General features: G+C 72.3%; 17 protein-coding genes. 8 read left to right on the top strand and 9 right to left on the bottom strand.

Going from position 1 to position 24,964, the window contains the following annotated elements; translation table 11 throughout:
* Positions 1-106 precede the first annotated feature (106 nt).
* Both DSC45_RS12090 and DSC45_RS12085 read left to right on the top strand, forming a co-directional pair.
* A complete protein-coding gene (locus tag DSC45_RS12090) occupies positions 107-1,489 on the top strand; it encodes a bifunctional transcriptional activator/DNA repair enzyme AdaA (protein WP_119290047.1) in 1,383 nt (460 codons plus the stop codon).
* Between the two features lie 120 nt (positions 1,490-1,609).
* On the top strand, positions 1,610-2,161 hold the full coding sequence (locus DSC45_RS12085; protein ID WP_119290045.1) for a methylated-DNA--[protein]-cysteine S-methyltransferase: 552 nt from the start codon (positions 1,610-1,612) through the stop codon (positions 2,159-2,161).
* An 18-nt stretch (positions 2,162-2,179) separates the two neighbouring features.
* Here DSC45_RS12085 and DSC45_RS12080 read toward each other — a convergent pair whose 3' ends face one another.
* The 3 genes from DSC45_RS12080 to DSC45_RS12070 all read right to left on the bottom strand — a co-directional run bounded on the left by DSC45_RS12080 (position 2,180) and on the right by DSC45_RS12070 (position 4,250).
* Positions 2,180-2,575 carry a PPOX class F420-dependent oxidoreductase gene (locus DSC45_RS12080; RefSeq protein WP_119290043.1) on the bottom strand — a complete coding sequence of 132 codons (396 nt, stop codon included), beginning with the start codon at positions 2,573-2,575 and terminating at the stop codon, positions 2,180-2,182.
* A gap of 130 nt (positions 2,576-2,705) precedes the next feature.
* Entirely contained in the window at positions 2,706-3,191 is a 486-nt protein-coding gene (locus DSC45_RS12075) for a DUF456 domain-containing protein (protein WP_119290042.1), read from the bottom strand.
* A 72-nt stretch (positions 3,192-3,263) separates the two neighbouring features.
* Complete coding sequence (locus DSC45_RS12070; protein WP_119290040.1) at positions 3,264-4,250, bottom strand: helix-turn-helix transcriptional regulator; 987 nt, start codon at positions 4,248-4,250, stop codon at positions 3,264-3,266.
* 151 nt (positions 4,251-4,401) lie between these two features.
* Here DSC45_RS12070 and DSC45_RS12065 point away from each other — a divergent pair, with 151 nt between their 5' ends.
* The 3 genes from DSC45_RS12065 (at position 4,402) to DSC45_RS12055 (ending at position 12,176) form a co-directional block, all read left to right on the top strand.
* Positions 4,402-8,163 carry a S8 family serine peptidase gene (locus tag DSC45_RS12065; RefSeq protein ID WP_119290038.1) on the top strand — a complete coding sequence of 1,254 codons (3,762 nt, stop codon included), beginning with the start codon at positions 4,402-4,404 and terminating at the stop codon, positions 8,161-8,163.
* 173 nt (positions 8,164-8,336) lie between these two features.
* Positions 8,337-10,367, top strand: a complete 2,031-nt coding sequence (locus tag DSC45_RS12060; RefSeq protein ID WP_119290036.1) for a protein phosphatase 2C domain-containing protein — start codon at positions 8,337-8,339, stop codon at positions 10,365-10,367.
* A 66-nt stretch (positions 10,368-10,433) separates the two neighbouring features.
* Entirely contained in the window at positions 10,434-12,176 is a 1,743-nt protein-coding gene (locus DSC45_RS12055; protein ID WP_119290034.1) for a pyruvate dehydrogenase, read from the top strand.
* A gap of 70 nt (positions 12,177-12,246) precedes the next feature.
* Here the strand turns inward: DSC45_RS12055 and DSC45_RS12050 are convergent, their stop codons facing one another.
* On the bottom strand, positions 12,247-15,303 hold the full coding sequence (locus DSC45_RS12050; RefSeq protein ID WP_119290032.1) for an alpha-mannosidase: 3,057 nt from the start codon (positions 15,301-15,303) through the stop codon (positions 12,247-12,249).
* 235 nt (positions 15,304-15,538) lie between these two features.
* On the opposite strand from DSC45_RS12050, the gene DSC45_RS12045 reads away from it, so the two are divergent.
* A complete protein-coding gene (locus DSC45_RS12045) occupies positions 15,539-16,012 on the top strand; it encodes an ATP-binding protein (RefSeq protein WP_119290030.1) in 474 nt (157 codons plus the stop codon).
* Positions 16,013-16,111: 99 nt separating this feature from the next.
* Here DSC45_RS12045 and DSC45_RS12040 read toward each other — a convergent pair whose 3' ends face one another.
* A complete protein-coding gene (locus DSC45_RS12040; protein WP_119290028.1) occupies positions 16,112-17,170 on the bottom strand; it encodes a DUF2637 domain-containing protein in 1,059 nt (352 codons plus the stop codon).
* Between the two features lie 198 nt (positions 17,171-17,368).
* Positions 17,369-18,232, bottom strand: a complete 864-nt coding sequence (locus DSC45_RS12035; RefSeq protein WP_119290026.1) for a (2Fe-2S)-binding protein — start codon at positions 18,230-18,232, stop codon at positions 17,369-17,371.
* A gap of 98 nt (positions 18,233-18,330) precedes the next feature.
* Here DSC45_RS12035 and DSC45_RS12030 point away from each other — a divergent pair, with 98 nt between their 5' ends.
* The gene (locus DSC45_RS12030; protein WP_240434594.1) at positions 18,331-19,356 is read left to right on the top strand and encodes an FCD domain-containing protein; all 1,026 of its coding nucleotides are present in this window, start codon (positions 18,331-18,333) and stop codon (positions 19,354-19,356) included.
* A 205-nt stretch (positions 19,357-19,561) separates the two neighbouring features.
* The gene (locus DSC45_RS12025) at positions 19,562-20,416 is read left to right on the top strand and encodes a putative protein N(5)-glutamine methyltransferase (RefSeq protein WP_119290022.1); all 855 of its coding nucleotides are present in this window, start codon (positions 19,562-19,564) and stop codon (positions 20,414-20,416) included.
* Between the two features lie 119 nt (positions 20,417-20,535).
* Here the strand turns inward: DSC45_RS12025 and DSC45_RS12020 are convergent, their stop codons facing one another.
* The 3 genes from DSC45_RS12020 to DSC45_RS12010 all read right to left on the bottom strand — a co-directional run bounded on the left by DSC45_RS12020 (position 20,536) and on the right by DSC45_RS12010 (position 24,291).
* Entirely contained in the window at positions 20,536-21,303 is a 768-nt protein-coding gene (locus DSC45_RS12020; RefSeq protein ID WP_119290020.1) for a hypothetical protein, read from the bottom strand.
* Between the two features lie 400 nt (positions 21,304-21,703).
* Entirely contained in the window at positions 21,704-22,225 is a 522-nt protein-coding gene (locus DSC45_RS36800) for an FAD-dependent monooxygenase (protein WP_276145454.1), read from the bottom strand.
* Positions 22,226-22,623: 398 nt separating this feature from the next.
* Positions 22,624-24,291: a PucR family transcriptional regulator gene (locus tag DSC45_RS12010; protein WP_119290018.1), complete on the bottom strand. Its 1,668-nt coding sequence runs from the start codon at positions 24,289-24,291 to the stop codon at positions 22,624-22,626.
* Positions 24,292-24,964: the final 673 nt, after the last annotated feature.

Genomic DNA, 24,964 nt, shown 5'->3' with positions numbered 1-24,964 from the left:
TTCCGGGCACTCTCTCGCGTACGGCGTGAAGGGCCCGCCCGGTCGTGAACGTCGCGTCCGATTTCCGCCAGCCGACCTCCCGCCCGTCCCGCAGACTGGACGAGTGATGGATGAAGAGACCAGGTACGAGGCGGTGTGCAGCCGCGACGCCCGCTTCGACGGCGCGTTCTTCTTCGCGGTGTCGACGACCGGTATCTACTGTCGGCCCAGCTGCCCCGCCGTCACGCCGAAACGGCGCAATGTGCGCTTCTTCCCGACCGCCGCCGGGGCCCAGCGCGCGGGCTTTCGCGCCTGCCGGCGCTGCCGCCCCGACGCCGTACCCGGCTCGGCCGACTGGAACGCCCGCGCCGACGTCGTGGGCCGCGCCATGCGCATGATCGGCGACGGAGTGGTGGACCGCGACGGCGTCACCGGGCTGGCCGACCGCCTCGGCTACAGCGCACGCCAAGTGCAGCGTCAGCTCACCGCGGAACTCGGCGCGGGCCCGGTCGCCCTCGCCCGCGCCCAGCGCGCCCACACCGCGCGGATCCTGTTGCAGACCACTCCGCTCCCGGTCACCGACATCGCGTTCGCCTCCGGGTTCGCCAGCGTGCGCCAGTTCAACGACACGATCCGGCAGATCTACGCCCGCACCCCGAGCGGCCTGCGCGCGGAGTCACGGACGGGCAACGGCACGGCACGCGGCGCCAGTTCCGGGTCCGCGCGCACCGCCGGCGTGCCGCTGCGGCTCGCCCTGCGCGGGCCGTACCACCACGCCTCCGTCTTCGACCTCCTCGCGCTCGAGGCGCTGCCCGGGGTCGAGGAGATGACCGGTGCCGCGGGGTCACGCACCTATCGGCGCACTCTGCGCCTGCCGTACGGGACGGGGTTCGCCTCGGTCGACGAACGGGATGCCGGCCCGTGGCTCGACGCCCGTATCCACCTCACCGACCCGCGTGACCTGTCCACGGCCGTGCACCGGTTGCGCCGGCTCTTCGACCTGGACGCCGACCCGATCGCCGTGGACCAGCGGCTCGGTGCGCAACCGGCGCTCACGGCGCTGGTCGCCGAGCGTCCCGGACTGCGCTCGCCCGGTGCGGCCGACGCCGACGAGTTCGCGGTGCGTGCCGTGGTCGGGCAGGCCGCGGCCGCCGATCTCGTGGCCGAGTTCGGTGCGCCGCTCGACGTGCCGTGCGGATCGCTCACCCACCTCTTCCCCGAGCCCAAGGCGCTCGCCGCTCACCTGCCGCTGGCCGCGGCCCTGGAGGACGGTTCCGTACGACTGGACGCGGGCGCCGACCGGGACGACGCGGAGCAGGCGCTGCTCGCGGTGCCCGGGGTGCGGCCCGCGGAGGCGGCCCTGATCCGCCGGCGTGCGCTCGGTGACCCGGATGTCGCGGTGCCGGGGGAGCGGACCGACGACGCCTGGCGGCCGTGGCGCTCGTACGCGGCCCATCACCTCGGGACGGCCTGCAGGCAGGAAACAACAGCTTCAGGACCAGCGGCTTGAGGATCGGCTGCTTGAGAACCGACACAGGACCAGCGGCTTGAGGATCGGCTGCTTGAGAACCGACACAGGACCAGCGGCTTCAGGACCAGCAGCGTCAGAACCAGCAGAGGAGAACCACTGATGAGTACGACAGCGACCGGTGCAGCGCACGCGGGCCCTCGCGCCACCGCGCGCCCGGCCACCTACTTCACCACCGTGGACAGCCCGCTCGGCGACCTGCTGCTCACCGGCGACGGATCCGGCGCGCTGGCCTCGCTCTCCGTACCGGGCCAGAAGGGCGGGCTCACGCCGCGCCCCGAATGGCATCGCGACCCGGCGGCGTTCCGTGCGGCCACGGAGCAGTTGGCGGCGTACTTCGCGGGGGAGCTGCGGGAGTTCGACCTCGACCTGCGCGCCCGCGGCACGGACTTCAGGGAACGCGTGTGGGCCGCCCTCGACGCGCTGCCGTACGGGACGACGACCAGTTACGGCGAACTGGCCGCGCGGATCGGAGCCCCGCGGTCGGCGGCCCGCGCGATCGGCGGGGCGGTCGGCGCCAACCCGCTCCTGGTGGTGCGCCCCTGCCACCGGGTCGTCGGAGCGGGCGCGGAGGCGCTCGGCGGCTACGCGGGCGGGCTGCCCCGCAAGCGTCAGCTGCTGACCCTCGAGGGAACGCTGCCGGCCGTGGCCTGACCGGGGCCGTACGGCCGCTCAGCCGGCCGGTTCGTCGAGGCCCCAGCTGTGCACCTTGCGGGGGTGGATGCGGATGAGTTCCTCGCTGAAGTGCGCGCCGAGGTCGTGCGGTCCGGTGTGGAGTTCGGCCTCGCCCCTGATGTCCATGCCGCGGACCCGCCAGGGCCGGACGCTGACGAGGTCGTCCACGACCAGTGCGACTTTCGGGTTCCCGCGGAGATTGCGCCACTTCTTGGTGGTGCCGAGGGCGTAACCGCCGATCAGGATGGTGCCGTCGTCCTGCGGATAGAAGCCGACGGGGTTCGCCTGAGGCTGCCCCTCGGCGTCGACCGTGGCGAGTCGGCCCAGACGCTGCGAGGCGAGGTACTCGCGTTCGGCCGCGGTGAATCCGGTGAATGCGCTGGATGCCGTCATGCCACGAGGCTGCCACGCGGGAGGGGTGTGCGCATCGGTCCATGGACGCAGGGCGGGCCTCGGTCCGCAGACCTGGGTCCAGCGACAGACGTGGGTCCACCGATGGCAGTCGCCGGATCGACGCCCCGGATCACCGCCCCCAGATCACCGCCCCCAACCAGGCCCCCGCCGCGAGCAGGCAGCTGAAGAGTTCGACCAGGATGCTGGTGCCTGCCTCGCGCATCGCGGTCCGGGTGGCCGCCTTGGCCGCCCCGTGCCGGCCGAGCCGGAGGCGTTCCGAGGCGTAGATGCCGCCGATGAAGCCGGGTATCGCGCCGATGACGGGCAGTACGCAGAAGCCCGCGAACGCGCCGCCGCCCGCCCAGAGAGCCATGGTCCGGGTGATGCCGGCCTCGCGCAGCCGGCGCGGTGGCAGCAGCCAGCGGACCACCTGGCTCACCAGGAGCAGCGCCGTCACACCGACCAGTACGCCCCAGGCCACCGCGGTCCGGGTGGTCAGCGACCACCACAGGATCGCCGCCCAGACCAGCCAGGGCCCCGGTACGCCGGGCAGCAGCACTCCGCACACGCCGAGCAGCAGCACGAGCGCGACCAGCGCGAGCTCCCAGGCGTTCATCTGCCAAGACTGCCCGATATGAGTGACTTGTGCAGGTCAAGGGGGTGGGCAGGGCTCGCAGGGCCGCCGCGGTCACGCTCCCCGTGCCACCCAGCCCCGCTCGTACGCATGCCAGCCCAGCTGGAGCCGGGTCGTCACATCCGTCAGTTCCATCAGCCGCTTCACCCGGCGTTGCACGGTCCGCAGGCCGAGGTCGAGCTGCTTGGCGACGCTCGCGTCCGTGAGCCCGGCGAGCAGCAGCGAGAGGATCTCCAGATCTGTGCCGTCGGGGCCCGCCTCGGCGTCCTCGCGGAGCCCTCCGTCCTCGCCTATCCGCAGCGGCAGCGCATCGCGCCATACCGCCTCGAAGAGACCGCTGAGCGATTCGAGCAGGCCGCTCGCGTGCACCACGAGCGCGGCCGGGTCCGACTTGCGGGAGGTCAGCGGGACCATGGCGAGCGAACGGTCGGCGATCACCAGTTTCGTCGGCACCGCGTCCACCATGCGGAGCTCCTCGTTCCGGCCCAGCGCCGCGGTCATCTCGGTGAAACCCGCCGGCAGCGCGAGCACCTCCCGCTCCACCACCACGCGGTAGCGCACTCCGCGGCCCGCGGCCTGCTCCTCGGCCTCGTTCTCCACACCGGAGACCACCGTGGGCCTTCCTGTGACCAGGGCGCACACCTCGACCGACGCACCGAGCTGCAGTTGCAGGAAGCGGCGGGCCACCGCGCCCTGGCCGGTCACCACCTCCACCAGGTCGTGCACCGCGGGTTCGGTGGCCTGGGCCCGGTAGTCCTCGGCCAGAAGCGCCGCCGCGAGTTCGGCCTTGTCCAGTTCGTGGCGCTGCTGGGTCAGCAGAGCGCCGAGCGCGACACCGGGCGGCGCGGCCACCCAGCGGCCGGGCCGGGCCGTCGACTGCGCGGCCAGGCCGTGGTGTTCGAGACGCCGCAGCGTCCGTACCGCCTCGGGCTCGGCGAGCGCGAGCCGGTGCGCCAGATCGGGCACGTCTGCCGCGCCCAGCGACACCAGCGTCCGGTATGCCGATTCCTGTACCTCGTCCAGACCTATGGCCCCCAGCATGAAGCGCGTCCCTCCCCAGTTCCGCCCGCCCCTGCAGGCGCCCGCCGTGGCGGGAAACAGCCACGGCGCAAACCCGCCTCCGTACATCATCCCTGCACCCACCGCCTCTCTGCCAATGTGTCGCCACCGCACACTCGAGTTGGGGAGACCGATGCGCGCGTCATCACGGACTGCCCTGGGCGCGGCCACAGCCGCCGCCTTGGCGATCACCCTCGCCATGCCCTCCGCCGCAGCACCGGGCGGGGACGCACCGGAATCCAGGCCCCTGGTGGGCAGCGAGGCCGCGGACGTGGCCGGGCAGCGTTCCACCGTCACGCTCGTCACCGGCGACCGCGTCCTGGTGACCACCGACTCCGACGGCCGGAGCACGGCCGCCGCGCTCCCGCGCGCCGACGGCAGCCGGCCGCTGCTGCAGACCCGGCAGTCGGGCGACGACCTGTACGTCTACCCGGAGGGTGCCGCGGGCGCCGTCGCCGACGACCTGGTCGACGAGCAACTCTTCAATGTCACGGGCCTGGTGAGACAGGGCTACGACGACGCCCACGCGAAGTCCCTGCCGCTCATCGCGCTCTACGACGAATCCGTCGAGGTGGCCCGCTCCGCGCCCGCCGCACCGCGCGGCGCCACCCGGACCCTGGTCCTCGCGCCCGTCGACGGCGTCGCCCTCGAGGCCGACAAGAAGAAGGCCACCGACTTCTGGTCCGACGTGACCCGCGCCACGTCCCGTGCCACCGCGGGTCTGAAGAAGCTCTGGCTGGACGGCAGGGTGGAGACGAATCTCGACCGCTCCACCCGGCAGGTGCACGCGCCCGAGGCCTGGCAGTCCGGCTACGACGGCAAGGGCACCGAGGTCGCCGTCCTCGACACCGGCGCCGACGCCCGACACCCGGACCTGGACGGCCGGATCACCGCCGAGAAGAACTTCACCGACTCCGGCGGCACCGAGGACAACCAGGGCCACGGCACCCACACCATCTCCACCGTCGGCGGCTCCGGAGCGGCGAGCGACGGCGCCAAGAAGGGAGTGGCGCCCGGCACCGACCTGCTCAACGGCAAGGTCCTCAACGACCAGGGCTTCGGCCAGGATTCGTGGATCATCGCCGGTATGCAGTGGGCCGTCGAGCAGCAGGCCGACGTGGTGTCCATGAGCCTCGGCAGCCCCGAACCCACCGACTGCACCGACCCGATGAGTACGGCCGCCGAGCAACTGGCTGCCGATTCCGGCACGTTGTTCGTCGTCGCGGCCGGAAACACCGGCCCCTCGCACAACACCGTCTCCTCGCCGGGCTGCACCCCCGGCGTACTCACCGTCGGCGCCGTGGACCGTGACGACTCCACCGCCCCCTTCTCCAGCCGCGGACCGGCCGTCGCCACCCACACCCTCAAGCCCGAGATCGCCGCCCCCGGCGTCGGGATCTCCGCCGCGGCCGCCGGCGGACGGGACGCGCAGGCGTACCGGTCGATGTCCGGTACGTCGATGGCCGCGCCCCATGTCGCGGGCGCGGCAGCGATCCTGAAACAGCGTCACCCCGACTACTCGCCGCAGCAGCTCAAGGCGGCGCTCGTCGGCTCCGCCGAGTCCGGGCTCCCCGGCGACGTCCGGGAGACCGGCGCCGGCCGCCTCGACGTGGCAGCCGCTACCGAAGCCACGGTGCTCGGCGCGCCCGCGGTCCAGGGCGGCACCTTCAACTGGCCGCAGGATCCCAGCGACCGCACCACCGTCGAGATGCCGTACACCAACACCGGCGACAGGCCCGTCACGCTCTCGCTGAGCGTCGAGGACGTCACCGGCAACGACGGTTCCCGGGTCCGCTCGAAGCCGGCGAAGCTCGGCGACCGCAAGGTGACGGTCGCGGCCGGCGAGACCGTCCGCGTACCCCTCGCCGTCGACCCGACGGCCCGCCTGGAGCGCTCCCAGTACGGCGATGTCACCGGACGGATCCGGGCCACCGCGAAGGGAGTCACCCTCTCCACGCCCTTCGCCCTGTACGTGCAGCCCGAGACGGTGACGCTGCGGGTCAAACTCGTCGACCGGGCCGGGGACGCGGCCGCGGGAAGTTCGTCGCTCGACGTCATCAGCACCGACACGGCCGACGGGGAGCGCCGCTTCAACGACGGCGCCACCGACCAGACCTACCGACTGCGCCCCGGCAACTACTTCCTGTCCAGCTTCGTCACCACACCGGACGCGGGCGAAGGCGCGACGCTGACCGACTCCGTCACGTATCTCGGCCGCCCGCAACTGGAGTTGAAGAAGGACACCACGGTCGTCCTCGACGCGCGCGCGGCCCACCGCCTGGCGGTCGCCACCGACCGGCCCACCGAGACCCGCGCCGCCACCCTCGCGTTCTCCCGCACCTGGGACGACACCTGGCTGCACGCCGGGTCGCTGGCGGCCGGATCCACCGTCGCGTCGTACTACGCCTCGGTCGAAGGGCGGGCCGCTGACGGCGACTTCGAATTCGGCAGCTACTGGCGCCAGTACGCCCCGCTGATCGACGAGTTCGCGGTCGTCGGCGGCCCGACGCTGCACCCCGTCTCCTCCGGCACCGGATCCGCGAACCTGGACGGCACCGGCAGGGCCCCGCTCGTCGACGCGGGCAGCGGCTCGGCGGACGAACTGGCGGACGCCGGCGTCGAGTCCAAGCTCGCGCTGGTCGAGGTCGGTGCGGACAGCTCGGTCTCCACCATCGCCCAGGACGCGAAGGAGGCCGGCGCCGAGGGCCTCGTCCTGCACCGTGCCACGCCCGGCCGCTGGCAGCCGGCGGCCGGCCTCACCGGCGCACCGCTACCCGTCCTTGCGGTGGAGAAGACGGAGGCCCGAGAGCTCACCGACCGCCTCGGGCAGGGCCCCGTGACCCTCCGCTGGAAGGCCGAGTCGGCGAGCCCGTACGTCTACAACCTGGGCCACACCGAGGACGGCACCATCCGCACCGACCGCACCTACCGCGACCGCGACAGCCGCCTGGGCAGGGTCGATTCGACGTACCACGCGATGGGGGCGAGCGCCGACTACCTCGACAGCACGGCGGCCTACCGCCCCGACGGCAGCAGCGTGTACCTCGGCTCCGCCGAGCCGGCGCCGGTCCCCGGCGAGCGCACCGAGTACTACACGCCGGGCAGCACGGCCTGGGACCACGTCGTCTCGAGCAGCTTCCCGTTCGGCGAGTTCATGATCGACCAGCAGCGCACCCACCGCCCCGGCAAGGAGCGCAAGGAGAGCTGGTACGACTCCGTGATCGCGCCCACCGCTCCGCGCGACACCGAGGGCGAACCGCTCCTGGCCGCCGAGCGCCAGGCGAATCTGATCGGCTTCTCCGCCGCCATGTGGGGCGACGGTGCGCACCACGCGGAGCCCGGTTCGTTCGGTGACATCGGGAACCTGAAGCTGTACCGGGACGGCAAGGAGATAGGCACCAGCGGCTACCCGTCCGGCGTCTTCGACGTACCGGCCGACGACGGAGCCTACGAACTGCGCCAGAGCATCACCAAGACCGGTGCGCCCGCGGAGGTCTGGCAGCGGTCCACCTCGGTCGAGACGGCCTGGACGTTCCGCTCGAAGGCCGATCCCACGCAGTACTCGCAGCCCCTGCCGATCCTCTTCCCGCGCTGTGCGCTGCCCGAGGACGGTCTCAAGACCCTGGCGGCGAAGAACGGTCAGCGGATTCGCCTCACGGCCACGGGGCATGCGGGATACACACCCGAGGCGGTCAAGTCCGCGTCCCTCGCCTACTCCTACGACGAGGGCAAGACCTGGACCGATGCCGCTGTGTCCGTCGACGGCAGGGGCGCGACGGCCACCGTGAACCACGCCGGAGCCTCGGGCTTGCAGGTGTGGCTGCGGACCGAACTGACCGACACGGACGGCAATTCGGTGCGCCAGACCGTGGCGCGTGCGTACGACGTGCGGTAGTCACGGTCATATGGCGCGCGCTGACTCGCGCGCCGACGAGCGGTCCGCCGGGCGTTCCTCCCGTGGGGGGTGGGGCCGTCCGGCGGACCTTTGCCGGTCGCCGGGCGCTGCCGTGCGAGGGCATTTTGGGGATGCCCCGTTTTCGCGCGCCGCCGACGGTGGACAATAGGGGCATGAGTCAGCAGGGGGACAGGCACACCGGCACCTCGGACCAAGGGGACGACTGGTGGCTGCAGTTGTACGACGGGTCGGCCGAGGACACAGGGCCGGCCGGCACACGGGACACCATCGACGACCGGTACGCAGCCGCGGCGGACATCGCGGAGGCGGGGCACGGCGGACCGGCGGCTTCACCCGATCGGGCCACGCGGGGGCGGTCGGTGCCGGAGCAGCCCGTACCCGAGTCCTCCGGGACGTCCACTCCCTCCTCCCAGCGGCAGCCGTGGCCGCCCCTGGGATCCGCCGCGCCCGCCGAAAGCCCGGCTGCCACGGGGGAGTCCGCACCCGATGGCGTGAACGAGGCGGCGGGGCCGGCCCGCGCGGAGCCGTACGAGGACGGTGTGCCGGAGCGGCCGCAGGACCCCAGGGCCACCGGGACGCCGTCACCGCGGACACCCAAGTCACCTGCTGCACAGGGGGATTCGGCACCGCCACGTGCCCCCTACGCGCCACGCGCTCCGTGGGCATCCCCGGACGGGGACCATCACCCGACCACCTTCGGACCTACCGCGCCCGCGCCTGAACCTGCACCGGCGCCCGCATCAGCAGCAGCGCCAGCACCCGCACCGGCCGCCGACGATTCGACCGGCACGCCCGAGCCCGGCACCCCCTCCGGCCGGCAGGACGCGACACCCCCGCCGCGGTTCGGGCCACCGTCCTCCGCTCCCGCCCCCGAGCGAACAGCGCTCGGCCCTCGTTCCGCCGACGACGCTTCCGCCCCCTTCGGCCCACCACTGGCCGAGACGGACCCGGCAACCCCGGGCAGTACGGCAGCGGCCACGGGCGACTACGCACCCCCGCCCGCCGAATCGGCAGCAGCCGGCACCGAGGCCCCGCCCCGCCGCCGTCACCCCCTCGCCGCCGCACCCGTCGACGCCCCCGCGCGTGACACCGCGTCCACCGAGCGCCGCGGCAACGACGTACCCGCCTCGCGACCGCCGTCGGACGCGGCCACGAAGGACGCCGTCACCAGCGAGATCCCGCAGGCCCCGCCCGGCCGGCCCGCCGTCGGCCACGTCGGCGACCGCCCGCCCACCTACGCCCCCGAGCCCACCGCACTGCCCGCCACCGAGCCCGACGCGCTCGGCGACCTGGTCGCCGACACCGTCCTGGACGGCGCGACCTACGGCCCCTGGACCCTGCGCGCCGCATCAGCCCGCGGCGACTCGGCCCGCTACCGCGGCGAACCCCGCCGCGACTCCCTGCTCACCGCCCGCTTCGGCACCGACGACGGCGCCCTGATCCTGGTCGCCATGGCGACCGGCGCACGGGCCACCGCCGGAGCGCACCGCGCCGCCGCCGAGGCCTGCCGCTGGATAGGGCGTGCCGTCGGCCGCAGCCACCTGCGCCTCGCCGAGGACCTCAGGGCCGCCCGCCGAGCCGACCTCAAGTCCGGACTGCACCGGCTCACCGACCACAGCCTCGGCAAACTCCGCGCCGGCGCAGCCGAACTCGGCCTGGAGCCCGAGGAGTACGCGGCGACCAGCCTGCGCTGCCTCCTGCTGCCCGCGGATCCGGAGTGCCGGACACGGGTGTTCTTCGGCGTCGGCGGCGGCGGTCTGTTCCGGCTGCGGGACGGCGACTGGCAGGACATCGAACCGGCGGTCGCCGAGGCCACCGGTGAGCCGGTCGTCGGCTTCGGCGGCATCATCGGGGACCCGCCGAGCGAGACCCCGGAAGGCGACCGCCTCACCATGGATCTGGGCATCACCACACCGGTCACCCCGTACGGGACGGTGGCCCAGGAGCGCCCGCGTGAGCCGTTCCGCTTCCGCGCCTCGGTAGCCCGCCCGGGTGACGCCCTGCTGCTGTGCACGGCAGGTCTCGCCGAACCGCTGCGCGGCGAGCCCGCGCTGTCCGGACTGCTCGGCGAGCGCTGGGCCGAGGGCGAGCCGCCCGGACTCACCGAGTTCCTCGCGGACACCCAGATCCGGGTCAAGGGCTACGCCGACGACCGTACGGCTTGCGCCATCTGGGAGGCGTAACCGGCCGGTACGTGAATGGATGGGTCCGAAGACTCGATGAGCGTCGGATCCAAGGGGTGCTTTTCCATGGCCAAGCAGAACGTCGCCGAGCAGTTCGTCGACATCCTCGCGCGCGCGGGCGTCCAGCGCCTGTACGGCGTGGTCGGCGACAGTCTCAACCCCGTGGTGGACGCGATCCGGCGCACCAAGGGGATCGAGTGGGTCCAGGTCAGGCACGAGGAGACCGCCGCCTTCGCCGCGGGCGCCGAAGCGCAGGTCACGGGCCGGATGGCGGCCTGCGCCGGCTCCTGCGGCCCGGGGAACCTGCACCTGATCAACGGCCTGTACGACGCCCACCGCTCGATGGCACCGGTCCTCGCCCTCGCCGCCCAGATCCCGTCCAGCGAGATCGGACTCAACTACTTCCAGGAGACCCATCCCGACCAGCTGTTCCGCGAGTGCAGTCACTACAGCGAGATGATCTCCAACCCGCAGCAGATGCCGCGGCTGCTGCAGACCGCGATCCAGCACGCCGTCGGCCAGGGCGGCGTCAGCGTCGTCACACTGCCCGGCGACATCGCCGCGCAGACCGCACCGGAGCGCGCGGTGGAGCACGCCCTCGTCACCGCGCGGCCCACCGTCCGCCCGGGCGACGCGGAGATCGACAGCCTCGCCGAACTGATCGACGGGGCGAAGCGCGTGACGCTGTTCTGCGGCAGCGGTACGGCCGGTGCGCACACCGAGGTCATGCAGCTCGCCGAACGGGTCAAGTCCCCGGTCGGCCACGCCCTGCGCGGCAAGGAGTGGATCCAGTACGACAACCCCTACGACGTCGGCATGAGCGGACTGCTCGGCTACGGGGCGGCGTACGAGGCCACGAACGAGTGCGATCTGCTGATCCTGCTCGGCACCGACTTCCCGTACAACGCCTTCCTGCCGGACGACGTGAAGATCGTGCAGGTCGACGTGCGCCCCGAGCATCTGGGCCGGCGCTCCAAGCTCGACCTCGCCGTCTGGGGTGACGTGCGCGAGACGCTGCGCTGTCTGATCCCCAAGGTGCGGGAGAAGAAGGACCGCAAGTTCCTCGACCGGATGCTGAAGAAGCATGCCGACGCCCTCGAGGGTGTGATCAAGGCCTACACCCGCAAGGTGGACAAGCATGTGCCGATCCACCCCGAGTACGTGGCCTCCGTGCTGGACGAACTGGCCGCGGACGACGCCGTGTTCACCGTCGACACCGGGATGTGCAACGTCTGGGCGGCGCGCTATCTCACGCCCAACGGCAAGCGGCGCGTGATCGGTTCGTTCTCGCACGGCTCGATGGCGAACGCACTGCCGCAGGCGATCGGCGCCCAGTTCGTGGACCGCGACCGGCAGGTCGTGTCGATGTCGGGCGACGGCGGATTCTCCATGCTGATGGGTGACTTCCTCACCTTGGTGCAGCACGACCTGCCGGTGAAGGTCGTTCTGTTCAACAACTCCTCGCTCGGCATGGTCGACCTGGAGATGCTGGTCGCGGGCCTGCCGTCGTTCGGCACGGGCTACCAGAACACGGACTTCGCGGCGATCGCCCGGGCGGCCGGGGCGTACGGGGTGCGGGTGGAGAAGCCCAAGCATCTCGCCGGAGCGCTGAAGGAGGCGTTCAGCCACAAGGGGCCGGCCCTGGTCGACATCGTGACCGACCCCAACGCGCTGTCGATCCCGCCGAAGATCAGCGCCGACATGGTCACCGGCTTCGCCCTCTCCGCCAGCAAGATCGTCCTCGACGGCGGAGTGGGCCGGATGGTCCAGATGGCCCGCTCCAACCTCCGGAACGTGCCCAGGCCCTGAGGCCTCGTGCCGACCCGGCCGCCGGGCAGTCCTGTTCCTTCAGGCCTGCCCGGCGCCTGCGGACCTCCGCCTACCGAGCCGGAGTCAGCCGCAGCGTAAGAATCTGGAACGGCCGCAACGAGACCCGAAATCCCCCGGATACGGCAGACGCGTCCCCGAGCCGCCGCTCCAGCAGATCCACCACCGAGGCCCGCGCAACGGGAAACGAGGTGGAGACGACCCCGGCCGCGCGCCCGCCGCGCGATTCGTAGAGCCGGACGATCACGTCGCCGCTACGGTCCTCGGCGAGCTTCACCGACTCGACGGTCACGGCCGGATCGTCCACGTCGACCAGTGCAGGGAGAGCCGGCCCCGACGCCGTGCGCAGCGGCAGATTGAGCGCCAGCCCCTCGGCCACCGCGTCCCCCGTCGAAGCCCCCGGACACACCGCGTACGTGAAGCGATGGTGCCCCAGATCCGCTTCCGGATCCGGCGAGTGCGGGGCCCGCAGCAGCGTGAGCCGCACCGTCGTGCCGAGCCCCTCCTCGTGCGGCGTACGCGTCACATCGTGGCCGTACGTCGAGTCGTTGAGCACCGCCACCCCGTACTCGTCCTCCGCGACCCTCAGCCACCGGTGGGCGCAGATCTCGAAACGGGCAGCGTCCCAGCCGGTGTTGGTGTGGGTGGGCCGCTGCACATGGCCGAACTGGATCTCGGCGGCGGACCGTTCGGCCTGCAGGTCGAACGGGAAGGCGGCCTTGAGGACCTTCTCCGACTCCTGCCAGTCGACGTCCGTGACCACGTCGAGCCGGCGGGCGGCCGCGGAGAGCCGCAGCTCCTGGGTGATCCGGGAGCGGCCGAAGGTCCGCACCACGCGTACCGCGGCCCGCAGTGGGCCGGACTCCGTGAGCTCGACCGCATCGGCCTTCGTCAGGTCCGTGTGCTTGCGCCGGTAGTGCTTGTCGATGTCCCAGGCGTCCCACTGGTTGGGGTGGTCGGGGTGCAGTTGCAGGAGGTTCCCCCGAGCTCCCGGGGCGAGTGCCTCACGTCCCGCGTCCCGGTCGAAGACCGAGGTCAGCAGGCCGTCCCCGTCGACGGTCACCCGCAGGTGCTCGTTCTCCAGGACGTACGAGCCGTCCTCGGCACCGACGCGCACGACATCGGGACCGTCCGTGTCCTGCGGGGCGGGCAGCGGGGCCGCGCCCAGGCCGGGCACGGTGACCAGTGAGAGACCGGACGCGGACGGGACGACCTCGCGCCGTTCGTACGGCGAGGCGTTGAACGCCGCCGGCTGCCCGCCGCCGAGCGCCGACACCGCGTCGGCCGTCAGCTCCGCCACCTCGTCGAGGACTTCCCGATAGGTGTCGCGGGCCTCGCGATGCACCCAGGCGATCGACGAGCCGGGCAGGATGTCGTGGAACTGGTGCAGCAGCACCGTCTTCCACAGCCGGTCCAGCGCATCGTGGGGAGCCTGGTAGCCCGGCACTCGTACCGCCGCTGCCGTCACCCACAACTCGGCCTCACGCAGCGCGTGTTCACTGCGCCGGTTGCCCTGCTTCGTCTTGGCCTGAGTCGTGTACGTCGCCCGGTGCAGCTCCAGATACAGCTCGCCCGACCAGACCGGCGCCCGCTCGCCGTACTCCTCCTCGGCCGCGGCGAAGAACGCATCCGGGTGCTCGACCGCGACCCGTGGCGATCCTTCCAGCGACCGCAGACGCCGCGCCTTCTCCAGCATCTCCCGGGTGGGACCGCCACCCCCGTCGCCCCAGCCGAACGGCACCAGGGAGCGGGTGGCCCGCCCCTTGTCCGCGAAGTTCCGCTCGGCATGGGCCAGTTCGGAGGCGTGGAACTGCGAGTTGTAGGTGTCGACGGGCGGGAAGTGCGTGAAGACCCGGGTGCCGTCGATGCCCTCCCACCAGAAGGTGTGGTGCGGCATCTTGTTGCTCTGGTTCCACGACAGCTTCTGGGTGAGGAACCAGCGCACCCCCGCCAGCTTCGCCAACTGCGGGAAGGCGGCGGTGTATCCGAAGGAGTCGGGCAGCCAGATCTCCTCGGTGTCGATGCCGAATTCCTCCTGGAAGAACCGCTTTCCGTGCACGATCTGCCGCGCGAGCGCCTCACCCCCCGGCATGTTCGCGTCCGACTCCACCCACATCGAACCCACCGGCGCCCAAGTGCCGTCCGCCACCGCCTGTTTGATGCGGTCGAAGACATGCGGCTGGTGTTCCTTCACCCAGGCGTACTGCTGGGCCTGCGAACAGGCGAACACCAGCTCCGGGTAGTCCTGCGCGAGCGCCGTGACGTTGGCGAACGTCCGCGATGCCTTGCGTACGGTCTCGCGCAGCGGCCACAACCACGCGGAGTCGATGTGCGCGTGCCCGGCCGCCGACACCCGGTGCGCGCTCGGCGCGGCCGGGCTCGCCAGCACCTCGGCGAGCGCGGCGCGGCCCGCCGCCGCGGTCCCCGCCACGTCGTGCAGATCGAGGGCGTCGAGCATGTCCTCGAGGGCGCGCAGGATCTCGTGCCGGCGTGGCCGGTCCACGGGCAGTTCCTGCATCAGCTCCGACAACACCTCGATGTCCAGGACGAGATGCCACACCTCCTCGTCGAGCACGGCCAGATCGGCGGAGGCGAAGCGGTACAGCGGCCGGTCGCCGGCGGTCAGGACGTCACCGAGCAGGGTCGGCTCGAAGTCGTTCAGCACCGCGGGGTTGGCGGCCGCCTCCAGGAGCAGCTGGACGGGCTCCCCGCCCGCGGCCCGCGCGGCGACGGTCAGATGCCGGTTCCGCGGGTGAATTCCCTTGATCGGTACGCCGGCCGGATCGTAGAGCATCCCCTCCGCCTGGAATCCCGGCCCCTCGCCGGAGAATCCGGGATCCACGACCACCTCGACATGCCGTCCCGCCCACTCGTCGGGCACCACCCCCTCGATCCGGAACCAGCTCGTCGACCACGGACTGCCCCAGTCCGTTCCGACGGCGAACGGCTCGTACTCGGCCTTCAACGCCTCGGACACGGGAAGCGGTTCGCCCGGAGCGTGCCAGACGGCCAGGCGCAACGGCGTACGTGCGGAGTACTGGGCGGGGCGGACGAACTGGCGCAGTGCTCGCTCCAGGCGGCCCTCCACCAATGTGCGGTCGTCGTGCATCACGGCTCCTCGGTACGGGCCCCTCCACCGCGGGCGGACGGGCGCGGGCGCGACGTTCCCCGCTTCCCTTCCCCGCACACACGGTTCACACCCACGCGCCCGAATCCGAAGCTGTCGCCCCGTGGCATGCGTGCGCTTTGTCCGAGGGGGCATGCATTCCCGTGTAGCTGTTCGAGACGGTACGGGGAGAAGGGACGGCGATTCGGTCATGTGGGCGGGGGCCATGAGACAGCGGATGGAAATAGGTGGCCTCGCGAGAGCGACGGCCGCCGCACGAAACGGCGGCGGGGCCTTCCTCAGCAGACGGCTCGCCGGGGCGGAGTTGCGCGCCGTGCCCGAAGTGCGCCACGCGCTGCGCGTGTTGCTCCACGGCTGGGGGACCGGTGACCTCCGTGACAGCGCCGAACTGCTCACCTGCGAGCTCGTCACCAACGCACTGGTGCACTCGGACGACGACGCCGAGATCACGGCCACGGTCGGGCCGCGCGGACTCCATGTAGAGGTCCGCGACTTCAGCGCAGGCGCCCCACGGACGCCCGACACGAACCGCCGCGGCGGTCAGGGCCGGCTCCCGGCTGCCGACGACGAGCCGGGCACGAGCGGCCGAGGTCTCTTCCTGGTGCAGTCCCTCGCCGACGCCTGGGGCATACGGGCGCACGAGGTCGGCAAATCGGTGTGGTTCGATCTGGCCCCGGCACCGGCGAGTTGACCGGTCCGCACCTCCGTCGTACCGCGGTCGCCCGGACGCACACCGTCCCGGCCACCGCAGGGGCGACCGGGACAGTGCACGCCGCACCGAACGGCGGGTTCATCCGAACTGCTGCTCCAGGTCCTTGAGCTTCTGCTCGAGGGAGTCGAGCCGGGGCAGCGTCTGGGTGTCGTCCTCCGTGGTGAGGTCGACGGTGACCGGCGCGGCGCCGTCCGGCGCGGTCACCGCCTGCAGTGGGGGTCTCGGACGCACGGGCAGCTGTTCCGGTTCGCCGCCTATGACGGAGTCCGGGCCGGGCGACGGCGCCGGGACGCCGGCCGCGGCGGGGGCGTCGAGCTGAGCCCTCGGCTGCCTGCCCCGTCCCGGGAGCACGCTGTGGCCGCGGCTCACCGCCTTCAGATGCGCCCTCTCCAGCTTCTGCTGCTCGCGCCTGCGCAACTTGCTCTCGCTCTTCTGACGACGGTCGTCCCGTACTTCCTCGACGGCCTCGTCCAGGCTGCGTACGCCCTCGAGGAGCATCAGCGACCAGGCTCCGAAGGTCTCCCGGGGAGCGCGCAGCCACCGCACGATCCGGATCTGCGGCAACGGCCGTGGCACCAGGCCCTGTTCACGCAGGGCGGCGCGACGGGTCTGCTTCAGGGCGCGGTCGAAGAGCACCGCGGCCGACAGCGACATGCCCGCGAAGAACTGCGGAGCACCCGCGTGCCCGAGACCGCGCGGCGCGTGCACCCAGTTGAACCAGGCCGCGGCCCCGGCGAACGTCCACACCAGGAGCCGTGAGCCGAGCGCCGCGTCACCGTGGCTGGCCTCGCGCACCGCGAGCACCGAACAGAACATCGCGGCCCCGTCGAGCCCGAACGGCACCAGGTACTCCCAGCCGCCCGACAGATTCAGGTTCTGCCGGCCGAACCCGACCAGGCCGTGGAACGACAGGGCGGCGGCGACCGCCGCGCAGCAGAACAACAACAGGTAGGACACGGTGGCGTAGAGCGCCTCCTTGCGCCTGCGGCGCTCCTCGCTGCGCTCCCAGGAATCCTCGGGCACGACCTTGTCCCCCGAGCGCTTGCCGCGCGCGAGCACCGTTACCGCAGCCAGGATGCCCAGGAGCAGTACGCAGCCGGGAAGCAGCCAGTCCAGCGATATATCGGTCATTCTCATCAGGGGTCCCTTTGCCTCGCATGACGGCGTTTCGGCCGCCATAGTTGCGCAGCGGGACGAGCCCTTAGAGGGTTTCGGTGCAAGAGCACGCCATGGAGGTGCGGGCGCCACCGGATAGCGCGTTCCTGCTCGAACCGCCGTACGGGGCAGGCGAATTGGGTTCGAATTCGTGGCGGTGCGGGAGTGCGGTGCGGCGGGTCAGCCGGTGGTCGTCGCGCCGAGCCGGCTGATGCGGTCGGCGTCGCAGGTGCGCGGGCAGGTCACGCAGGTGTCCGCGGGGCGCAGTGTGTAGAACATGCAGCAGCTCGCACGGTCCCGGGTCGGCAGCGACTCCCCGTTCGGCCCGGTCAGTTCACGGAATGCGGCGGAGTCGACGTACGGCTCGGTGGTGCCGGGGAGCAGCTGCTCCAGCTCGGTCATCGCGCGCTGCTCCTCGCCGAGGAGGTGCGCGAGATACCACAGGCCCTCGACGATCTCGTCGGTCGCCATGCCCCACAGCGCGCGTGGTCCGCGCCGCATCCGCGGCCGAAAGCCGTCGAGTACGGGCTGCAGGTGGGCGGCGACCGCGTCACGCACCTCGGCCCGCAGTGCCTCCTCGTCCGCGACCACGCGGGCGCCCGGCATCGTGGCGGCGGGGTCGTCGGGCAGGCAGGCGAAGGAATCCACCCGCACGGCCATCCTGCCGAGGGTGCGCTGGAAGGTGACATCGCTCACCGGCAGCCGCGGGACCCGGCGCAGCAGGAACCAGGGGAGAGTGATCAGCAGGCAGGCGGGCCATGCGTAGCGGTGCAGGCCGAAGCCGGCGATCACGTCGGGCCGGGCCTGCTGTCCGTAGTCGCGCAATACCTGCGCCTCGTCCCAGGCGAGGAACGTCTCCAGGTCCGCGCCACCCTCGGCCAGCCGGGAAGCGGCCACCCAGCCGTCCCCGTGCGGAACCCGCTCGCCCGCGCCGAGCTCTCGGACGGAGAGCGAGGGGAAGACCTCGGCCACGCGTGCGTACGCCTCCGAGACGGCCGAGGGGGCCGTCCTGGCGACGCCTGTGACCAGGGTGGGAACTGACATCCGGGGACCACCGAATCGAGATCGTTGGCAGGTAAGCCTTACCTTACCCGAGGCTTCTGATGTTTGAACTCGAGCACTCTGCGCCTATCGTGCACGTCGTGCCCGGCCTGACATGCCGGGCGCCGGAGCGCCGGGAGGAGGACCGAGTGGAGCAGCCCGGAGCGCGTCGCACCGGCGCTACGCACGGTGACGAACGGCCTGACGCCTCGCGGCCCGACGCCGCGCCCGCCGCGGAAACGCAGCGCACGGCGGCCGAACGCGCGCAGGTGGCCCCGCGTCCCGCGTCCGCGCTGCCGGCTCGGACCGACGTGCCCACGCCGCGCGACCCGCAAGCGACTCGGAACGCCTGGCGGGACCATCCGGGTGACCACCCCGCCCAGGGGCTCGTGCCCGGTGCCTCGAGCTGCTCCGATCACGGCCCCGCGTACGAGGCACCCCGAGACGCCACCACCCGCGGTGACCGCCCCGACCACGACGCCGGGGAGCGGCGCACGGCGGCGGTACCGGTCCAGCGGCACTCGGTACGCGGGCAGGTGCTCGAAGCGCTGAGGGCGGCCATCGCGGCCGGTGAGTTCGTCCCCGGCGAGGTCTACTCGGCCCCCGCACTCGGTGCCCGATTCGGGGTTTCCGCGACGCCTGTACGCGAGGCCATGCAGCGACTGGCTCACGACGGCGCCGTCGAAGTGGTGCCCAACCGCGGCTTCCGGATCGCCGAACGCAGTGCCCGGGACATCGCCGAACTGACCGAGGTGCGGGCCCTGTTGGAGGTTCCGGTGGTGCTGGAGCTCGCACGGTCGGAGCCCGCCGAGCGCTGGGCGGCCCTTCGTCCGCTCGCCGAGGCGACCGAGACCGCTGCGGTCTGCGGCGACGTGGGGCGCTACCTGGAGGCGGACCGGGCCTTCCATCGCGCGGTCCTCTCCCTCGCGGGCAATCGCCAGCTCGTCGCCGTCGCCGACGACCTGCACCGGCGCGCACAGTGGCCGAGCCAGGTCAGCCCGGTGGTCCGGCGCGCGGATCTGGTCGCCGACGCCGCGGAACACACGGCGCTCGTCGACGCCCTTGCTGCCGCGGACCTGCCCACCGCAGAGTCCGTCGTACGCCGGCACTTCAGCCGTACGAATTAGCCCGGCGGGACGCGAGCCGCAGCGGGACCCCGCAGGTGGGAGGCGCGGCCGGGATGTAGGGTGAGGCGTCCGAACACGGAGACGACCGGGGAGGTGAGACCCATTTCCGAGGTGTTGGCAGGGTGCTCTCCTCGTGGAGCCGTTCGATCCGTCTGATGCGGCGGTGCGGTTCGTGAGGGCGCCCTTCGGTTTCCGGAAGGCTTCCATGCCCGTTTCATCTTCTGCTTCGTCCGGTTCGACCTCTTCCTCCGCTCCCGCGTCCGGTGACCCGTCCGCCACCTTCGGCGCGGTTGTCGCCGAACTGCGCGCCGGGGGCTGTGTGTTCGCCGAGGACGAGGCTCGACTGCTGATCGCCGCCGCGGATACCCCCGACCGGCTCGGGGCGCTGGTCCGTCGCCGCGTCGACGGCCTCCCGCTGGAACATCTGCTCGGCTGGGCCGAGTTCTGCGGTCTGCGGATCGCCGTAGGGCCCGGCGTGTTCGTGCCGAGGCGTCGCACCGAGTTCCTCGCCGAACTGGGCGGGCGGCTCGCGCGGCCCGGCTCGGTCGTCGTCGACCTGTGCTGCGGTTCCGGCGCCGTGGCGGCCGCGGTCGCCGAGGCCGTACCCGGTGTCGTACTGCACGCGGCCGACGTGGAACCCGAGGCCGTCCGGTGGGCGCGGCACAACGTGGCGGCGCGCGGCGGTCACGTCCACGAGGGTGATCTCTATGCCGCGCTCCCCGTGGAGTTGCGCGGACGGATCGACGTACTGGTCGTCAACGCGCCCTATGTGCCGACCGGTTCGATCGGCCTGATGCCTCCCGAGGCCCGCGACCACGAGCCACGGGTGGCGCTCGACGGCGGCGTGGACGGGCTCGACGTACAGCGCAGGGTCACGGCCGAAGCGCCGAACTGGCTTGCTCCCGGCGGCAGTCTGCTGATCGAGACCGGCGAACGTCAGGCCGAACACACGCTGGCAGCGATGACCGCGGCCGGTTTCGACTCCCGTGTCGAGTACTGCGAGGAGCTGTGGGCGACAGTGCTCGTCGGGACGGCCGGGGGAGCGGACGAACAGTCGTAGGCAGGGGGTGACGGAGCGGCAGGGGGCGCCGAGGGAAAGCACCCCCTGCCTTGCTCCAGGGCTCACGCATCGTCAACTACGACCCGTACGGCTGGAGTTCACTCGAACCCGCCGCAGAGTCAGACGACCGGCGCCGGCGGGGTCAACTGGGCCGCCAGCCACGTGGGTACGCCACCGAGCAGTCGGAACAGGCGGGCCGCCTCCGCGCGCAGCCGCCCCGCCTCGGGGTCCGGCTCCGCGTCGGCGAGTGCGGCGAGGGCCGGAGCCGTGCCCACCAGATAGCCGAGTTCCTCCCGGATGCGCAGGGATTCCGCGAAACCGTGCCGTGCCTCCGCCAACTCGCCTTCGCGCAGGGCCAGTCCGGCCAGGTGCCGCCAGGTGAAGGACAGCAGCAGCGGGTCCTGTACGGCAGTGGCACCTGCGTGTGCGCGGCGGTATGCGGCGCGGGCGGACTGCGGTGAGTCCGCGATGTGTTCGGCGATCAGACCGCGGCGGAAGTCGAGCAGGGGTCGGCCGGCGGCGTTCGGTGCGAGCAGGGCGGCCGCTCTGCCGAGTGCGGCGCTTGCTTCGTCGGCGCGGTCACGCACACCCAGGACCGTTGCCGCGTAGGCGAGTTGGCCGCGTTCGCAGGCTGCGGCGCCGCGCTCGTCGTCGTTCTTCGCCATGGCCTCCGCGGTGCGCAGGGCGTCCTCGGCGTCACTCCAGCCGCGCTCGGTGAACAGACAGCGCTCCACGAGAAGGGAGACGCGCTGCACCGCGGCGCCGGGACTGTGGTCCCGCTCGAGCAACGCCGCCGCGTCGGTCCAGCAGCCGCGTGAGCGCAGCCGCCATACCGCGGTCTGGAGAGCGGACGTCCTGGAATCGGACACGGGACCTGAATCAGACATGGCGGTATCCGCCACATTCCCCTCCCCGGAGCGCGTCATTGAGCTGTGGCCCGCATCTCAGCATGAATTCCGGCGACCCGCCAAGGGGGTGGGTGAAGGAATTCACAAACGAGTACGGGGGTTGACCGGCGGCAGGGGTGTGCTGTAAGCGCCGTTCTCGATCGCCGGAAGGGCTTCATGTGCCGGGCCGACTCGGCGATGGCGGTCGGGCCCAGGGGCCGCTCAGGACTTCTGCCCTGGGGGCTTCGGTACAGCGGTTGACGGCAAGCGGTTGTTGACGGCAAGCGGTCGTTGACGTCAAGCGGTTGATCAAGGCGTCGGGTCGCGTCGGTGCCTTGATCGCGGCGGCCGTCCGCAGCCGGTCTGCGGGTGCCGCTGGGCACTCGGCTTCCCGGCGCGGTCAGGCCGGTGGTCTGCCCACAGCCAAGAACAGCCGCATCGCCGAGTTCCGGACCGGAGCGATATGGCGCGGGGTGTGTACTGCCCGGTTCATGATCCGGGCAGCGCGGGCCAGGCGCCGGGTGGGCCGGCGGCGGGAGGCGTCGTAGGCGGCCAGGGCGTCCTCGACCCGTGCGCGGCCGGTGAGTTCGCGGGCCACGGTTACCCCGTCGACCAGCGCTTCACAGGCGCCCCGGCCGAGATCGGGTGTCATCGCGTGCGCGGCGTCGCCGATCAGTGCGACGCGACCGCTGACATAGCTCGGCAGTGGTGCGGCGAGGTCGTACAGATCGTTGCGCCGCGCGCCCGCGTCTTCACTGCGCGGCCGCGCCCGCGTCCCACTGGCCGTGGACGGCACCGTCGAGGGCCATCTGCCGCCCGGCACCGTCGCGTTCATCCCCGCCCACGCCCGCGCGGCGCCGACGTGCGGGAAGCCGCCCACCGGGCCGAGAGCCTCCCGGACACCGGCCGGGCTGCCCGGCACTCCCGGAGAGGATCACAGCCGGGACCGCGGCGCCGTTCCCGCTGCGGTTCCTCGCCCAACGCGCGGTTCCGGACGCCCAGATGACGCCCTGGGCGACTTGTTGGACCTGATCGCCGTCGCTCGTACGCCGTCGGCTTGCGTGCGGTGTGCCGGTTCGCGCAGAGGCAGCCTCGATGCCGAGTTGCTTCGTGCGGTGTGCCGGCTCACGCAGAGGCAGCCTCGATGCCGAGTTGCTGTGCGGGGCGACGTGCCCGAGCACCGTCCACGGCACATCCACCGGGTCATCAGGCCGGAACCTGCCGACGGACCGCCCCACTGTGCTCAGCGACCGAGATCGACGGCTCCGCGCCAACCGCCGTACCGACGTTCCCCGAGGCCGCACTCGCAGCGGTGGTCAGTCAGCTCATGCGCAGGGCCAGGAAGAAGTCGAGCTTGTCCTCGAGGCGGGAGAGGTCGCGGCCGGTGAGCTGTTCGATGCGGCCGACGCGGTAGCGCAGGGTGTTGACGTGCAGGTGGAGGCGGGCGGCGCAGCGCGTCCAGGAGCCGTCGCAGTCCAGGAACGCCTCGAGGGTCGGGATCAACTCGGCGCGGTGGCGCAGGTCGTAGTCCCGCAGCGGGTCGAGGAGTCGCGCGGTGAACGCACGGCGTACGTCGTCCGGGACGAACGGCAGCAGCAGGACGTGCGACGCCAGCTCCTGATGTCCCGCCGCGCACACCCGGCCCGGCCGGGCCGCCGCCACTCGGCGGGCGTGCCGGGCCTCCTCCAGTGCGCCGCGCAGCCCCTCCGCGGAGTGCACGGCGGCGCTGACGCCGAGGGTGAGCCGACCGTCGTCGGAGAGCCCGGCGGAGAGCGGATCGCGCACCGTCTCCAGGAGCGAGTCGGCGTGCAGACCCTGCTCGCCCTCGTCGTCGTCCGCGGGTACCGAGGGCAGGGGGACCAGGGCGATCGCCTCGCCGCCCGCGTGCGCGACGGCGATACGGTCCGACGGTTCGGCGCCCGAGGCGCTCGGGTCCACCAGGATCTCCTCGAGCAGCGACTGGGTGACGGGACCGGCGTCCACGTCCCCGCCCTCCCACTCGACCCGGGCCACCACGACCTGCCAGTGTGGTGCCGATCCGAGACCCGGCAGGAGTACGGGGGCGGCGACCCTGAGCCGGGCCGCGATCTCGGCGGGCGCCGCACCGGCCTGGACGAGTTCGAGTACTTCCTGGGCGAGCCTGCGACGCACCGTGCGGGCCGCGTCGCGGCGGTCGCGTTCGACGGCGATGAGCTGGGTGACGCCGCGCAGCAGGTCGAGGCGCTCCTCCGGCCAGTCGCCGGCATCCGCGTCGACCGCCAGTACCCAGTCGGACAGGACGCTCTCCCGTATGTCGCGGGGCGCCTGCCCCGCGCCGCGTCCGCTGCTGCGGACCGGGAACAGCGAGTACGTCGTACCACCGACCGCGACGCGGTGCGGAGCGCGCCGGTCGGTGCGCGCCGCGGCGAGATGCTCGGCCGCGAGCGCCGCGGCGACGGGCGCGGTCAACTCGCCTGCCCGGCCCGCGACGGGGCGTCCGGTCGGGGACAGGACCCAGGCCCGCAGGTCGAGGTCGGAGCCGAGCAGATCGAGGACCACATCGGGGCCGCCGCCGGTCGGGCCGGAGGTCATCAGCCGCCGGTGCCGGTCCACGACCGCCGCGAGATCCCCCGCCCGCTCGCCCGAGACCTGCCGGACCACATGTTCGGTGATCTTGGCGAACGCCACCTGCTCGTTCACCGCGAAGAGCGGCAGCCGGTGCTTGGCGCAGGCCTCGACCAGATCGTCCGGCACCGAGGCGAGCTCCGCCTCACCGGCCGCGAGCGCAGCGACACCCGCGGTGGCCAGGATGCGCACGAACGGCTCGGTGTCCGCGGGGTCGTGCCGCCAGGCGAGGCCGGTGAGCACCAGTTCACCGCCGGACAGATAGCGGCTCGGGTCCTTGAGATCGGTGGTCATCACACCGCGGACCGCCCGGTCCAGTTCGTCGGTCCCGCCGAGCAGCCGCAGCCCCAGCGCGTCCGTGTCGAGCAGTGCGCGCAGCCGCATGGTGTCGCCGCCGATCCTTTGTCGTGTACGTAACTCACCCTGCTGGTCACCGCGCGGACCGTTGTGGGGCCGATGTGGTGGTTGCAGCCGAGGCGCGACGGGTTACGGAGCCCGCCGTTCATACGAATCTACAAGACCACCGCTGCTGCCAGCCAACTCCTTCATGGTTTCGGTGACTGACTCTGGCGCTGCCGGGCGGGTGTACTGGGCCCACTCCATATGAACACCGAATGAACGAGATCGAGGCCGGGCGCGGAGAACCGGGCGCCGTCCCGATGCTCGCCAGGGCCGAGGCTCACCGGCCACCCGGCCCCCGCAGTACCTCGTACGAACGACACAGAGATAGAGAGCCGTCCATGGACTTCCTTCGCTCCGCGAGGCGGAACCAGGCGCCGGCCGTGCAGGCCGGGCACTCCACCGGAACCTGACCTACGTCCGGGACGCGAGTCCCTACAGCTCTCCGGACGGGAGCCCCGGGAACGTCACACTTCACCGGCTCTTCCGTCCGGAGCTCCGGCTCCGCCGGATGCCCGGCCGCCGCTCGCGGTCGCGGCACCCCGCAGTACCCCTTCCGTTCGTCTCGGGCCGTCCCCCGGGTCGTGCAGCCATGCAACATCCCAAAACCCGCGCCGGACGACTCCCGGAGCCCTGGCGCGGGTGCCCCTATGAACCT

The sequence above is a fragment of the Streptomyces sp. YIM 130001 genome (genome assembly GCF_003574445.1).
Classification (GTDB): domain Bacteria; phylum Actinomycetota; class Actinomycetes; order Streptomycetales; family Streptomycetaceae; genus Streptomyces.
Note: the sequence above shows the minus strand (reverse complement) of the source record. Positions and strands in the feature narration are given on the sequence as shown.

Excerpts from the sequence above, each read along its gene's own strand:
- DSC45_RS12090 (WP_119290047.1), top strand. The coding sequence starts at position 107 with ATGGATGAAGAGACCAGGTACGAGGCGGTGTGCAGCCGCGACGCCCGC.
- DSC45_RS12085 (WP_119290045.1), top strand. The coding sequence starts at position 1,610 with ATGAGTACGACAGCGACCGGTGCAGCGCACGCGGGCCCTCGCGCCACC.
- DSC45_RS12080 (WP_119290043.1), bottom strand. The coding sequence starts at position 2,575 with ATGACGGCATCCAGCGCATTCACCGGATTCACCGCGGCCGAACGCGAG.
- DSC45_RS12075 (WP_119290042.1), bottom strand. The coding sequence starts at position 3,191 with ATGAACGCCTGGGAGCTCGCGCTGGTCGCGCTCGTGCTGCTGCTCGGC.
- DSC45_RS12070 (WP_119290040.1), bottom strand. The coding sequence starts at position 4,250 with ATGCTGGGGGCCATAGGTCTGGACGAGGTACAGGAATCGGCATACCGG.
- DSC45_RS12065 (WP_119290038.1), top strand. The coding sequence starts at position 4,402 with ATGCGCGCGTCATCACGGACTGCCCTGGGCGCGGCCACAGCCGCCGCC.
- DSC45_RS12060 (WP_119290036.1), top strand. The coding sequence starts at position 8,337 with ATGAGTCAGCAGGGGGACAGGCACACCGGCACCTCGGACCAAGGGGAC.
- DSC45_RS12055 (WP_119290034.1), top strand. The coding sequence starts at position 10,434 with ATGGCCAAGCAGAACGTCGCCGAGCAGTTCGTCGACATCCTCGCGCGC.
- DSC45_RS12050 (WP_119290032.1), bottom strand. The coding sequence starts at position 15,303 with ATGCACGACGACCGCACATTGGTGGAGGGCCGCCTGGAGCGAGCACTG.
- DSC45_RS12045 (WP_119290030.1), top strand. The coding sequence starts at position 15,539 with ATGGAAATAGGTGGCCTCGCGAGAGCGACGGCCGCCGCACGAAACGGC.
- DSC45_RS12040 (WP_119290028.1), bottom strand. The coding sequence starts at position 17,170 with ATGAGAATGACCGATATATCGCTGGACTGGCTGCTTCCCGGCTGCGTA.
- DSC45_RS12035 (WP_119290026.1), bottom strand. The coding sequence starts at position 18,232 with ATGTCAGTTCCCACCCTGGTCACAGGCGTCGCCAGGACGGCCCCCTCG.
- DSC45_RS12025 (WP_119290022.1), top strand. The coding sequence starts at position 19,562 with ATGCCCGTTTCATCTTCTGCTTCGTCCGGTTCGACCTCTTCCTCCGCT.
- DSC45_RS12020 (WP_119290020.1), bottom strand. The coding sequence starts at position 21,303 with ATGTCTGATTCAGGTCCCGTGTCCGATTCCAGGACGTCCGCTCTCCAG.
- DSC45_RS12010 (WP_119290018.1), bottom strand. The coding sequence starts at position 24,291 with ATGCGGCTGCGCGCACTGCTCGACACGGACGCGCTGGGGCTGCGGCTG.